This window comes from Caenispirillum bisanense (assembly GCF_900230255.1).
Lineage (GTDB): Bacteria > Pseudomonadota > Alphaproteobacteria > Rhodospirillales > Rhodospirillaceae > Caenispirillum > Caenispirillum bisanense_A.
Map to the genome: position 1 here is coordinate 1 of NZ_OCNJ01000034.1, position 2158 is coordinate 2158.

The 2158-nt window shown below is 67.2% G+C and carries 3 protein-coding genes; all 3 read right to left on the reverse strand.

What is annotated here, in order from left to right; all coding sequences use genetic code 11:
- Positions 1 to 1232, reverse strand: a 1232-nt coding sequence (gene tnpC, locus CRP50_RS24675) for an IS66 family transposase (protein ID WP_141415264.1), incomplete at its 3' end; no start/stop codon positions are given.
- An 82-nt stretch (positions 1233 to 1314) separates the two neighbouring features.
- Entirely contained in the window at positions 1315 to 1680 is a 366-nt protein-coding gene (tnpB, locus tag CRP50_RS24680) for an IS66 family insertion sequence element accessory protein TnpB (protein WP_097281850.1), read from the reverse strand.
- Positions 1677 to 2090: an IS66-like element accessory protein TnpA gene (gene tnpA, locus CRP50_RS24685; protein ID WP_097281851.1), complete on the reverse strand. Its 414-nt coding sequence runs from the start codon at positions 2088 to 2090 to the stop codon at positions 1677 to 1679. The genes tnpB and tnpA overlap by 4 nt, the downstream gene beginning before the upstream one ends.
- Between the last annotated feature and the right edge of the window lie 68 nt (positions 2091 to 2158).

Sequence of the window (2158 nt, forward strand, 5' to 3'; positions counted from 1 at the left end):
ATGCGCCTCACCGCATCCAGCGCCAGGGGCGACATCTCGGGCTTGTTCTTCTTTCTCCTGACCGCATCGATGTCGGCCAGTTCAAAGAACTTGCGGCGGGCGTGCGCCCAACATAGGGCGCTGATCAGGGGCGCTGGCTTGCGGTCTTGCTTGAATAGCGGGTTGTAGCCGGAGTAGGCGTCGGCCTGGAGGATGCCGGTGTAGCCTTCGAGGTGCTCCTGCGGGTGGACGTTCCGCCGGTCCCTGGAGTAGGCGAACAGGGCCGCAGGAGCGTCGCCGCCGCCGAACGGCCGGTCGTCACGGACATTGACCCACAGGCGGCCGGTGATGGTCTTGCTCTTGGCCAGCACCGGCACCGTGGTGTCGTCGGCATGGAGCCGCTCGGCGGCCAGGACATGCCTCGCGATCAACTCGACCAGGGGCATCAGGGTGAAGGTCGCCGCGCCGACCTGGTCGGCCAGCGTGGACAGGCTGATGTCCAACCCCTCCTGGCCGAAGCGCTCGGCTTGCCGGTTCAGCGGTTGATGCGCAGCGAACTTCTCGACCAGGATGCCGGCGAGGAGATTGGGGCCGGCCCAGCCGCGTGGCGTGGGATGGAACGGCGCGGGCGGCTGGGTGATGGTCTCGCAGGAGCGGCAGGAGAATTTCTCACGCACGGTCTGGACGACCTTGAAGGAGCGCGGGACCTCCTCCAGGGTCTCGGTGACATGTTCGCCGATCTTGGACAGTTTGTCCGAGCCGCAGCAGGGGCAGGTCTCGGGAGCCGGCAGCACCACGCGCTCGCGCGGCAGGTGAGCCGGGAACGGCTTGCGACCACGCGATTTCCGGACATGCGCCTTGACCTCGGTTCCCGCGACGGCGGCGGCCTTCTCGGCGGCCAGATCGTCTTCGGTGGCCGTGGCCTCCAGGTCCTCGAGTTCCATCTCGAGTTGGTCGAGCAGGCGCTTCTTGCTTTCGGACCGCTGCCCGCGCAGCTCACGCTGAAGCTTCTCGATCTTGAGCTGGAGGGCGGCGATCAAGGCGCGGCTGTTGGAGACTTCCGCCTTGACCGAGGCGGCCTCGGCCTTGGCCGACGTTGCCTCGGCAACGGCGGTCGCCAATTCGGTCGCCGCCATCCTGGCCTTCGCTTCCGCTTCGTCGGCACGTACCGTGGCCTCGTCGGCACGCACCAAAGCCGCCGCCAGGGCAGCTTTCAAAGCTTCGACAGTGTCGGGAGAAGCGGGCGTTTCCATGCCCGCGATGATACCCTGCCGAAGCTTGAAACGCTAGGAACCCTGCGGGTTTCAGCGCCTTTCCGAGGTGATCCTTGGCCCCTCAGCCGACACTCCGGATGGTCGGCAGCGCCTCCGTTTTCCAGGTCCGTTTCGGCCGTCGCCAGTCGATCCCGTCGAGCAGGTAGGCCAACTGCGCCGCCGTGATCTCGACCGTGCCGTCGGCCGCCGAGGGCCAGATGAAGCGACCTTGCTCCAGGCGCTTGGCATACAGCGAGACGCCCAGGCGATCCGCCCAGAGAATTTTAACCAGGTGACCGCGACGTCCCCGAAAGACAAAAAGATCGCCCTCGTGCGGGTTCCGCCCCATGCCCTCCTGGACCCGCAGCAGGAGCGAGTTCATGCCACAGCGCATGTCGGTGATCCCACCCGACAGCCACACCCGGACACCAGGTGGCGCTGCGATCATAGCCCCTCCAGCACGGCGACCACCCGCGCCAAGGCTGCCGCATCCACATCGGCGCCCACGATGACCCGTCGCCCGGTCCGGACCACAATCTCCATCCGGCCCTGTGGCCCGCCCCCAGGAGGTGCGTCGTACTCAGCCGCACCGGGCTGGTCCGGTACCACCCGCGCCTCCAGAAACGAGACGCCCGGCTCCTGCCCCGCACGCAACCGGCCCTCACGGTAGGCCTTGCGCCAGCCGAACAGCTGCGATGACGCGATGCCGTAGCGCCGCGCCACAACGCAACCCTGGTGCCGGCCCGCGAGGCTTTCCTCGACGATCCGCACCTTCTCCTCCGTCGTCCAGCGACGGCGCCGCCCGGTATCGATCACCTCGAGCCGCGTGACATGGTGTCTGTCAGTATGCCTAGTCATACTCACAGTCAACAGCGAGCCGCCGCCCTACGCCAGCCCCTCGACCGCGACATTCGGCGGAGGGTTAC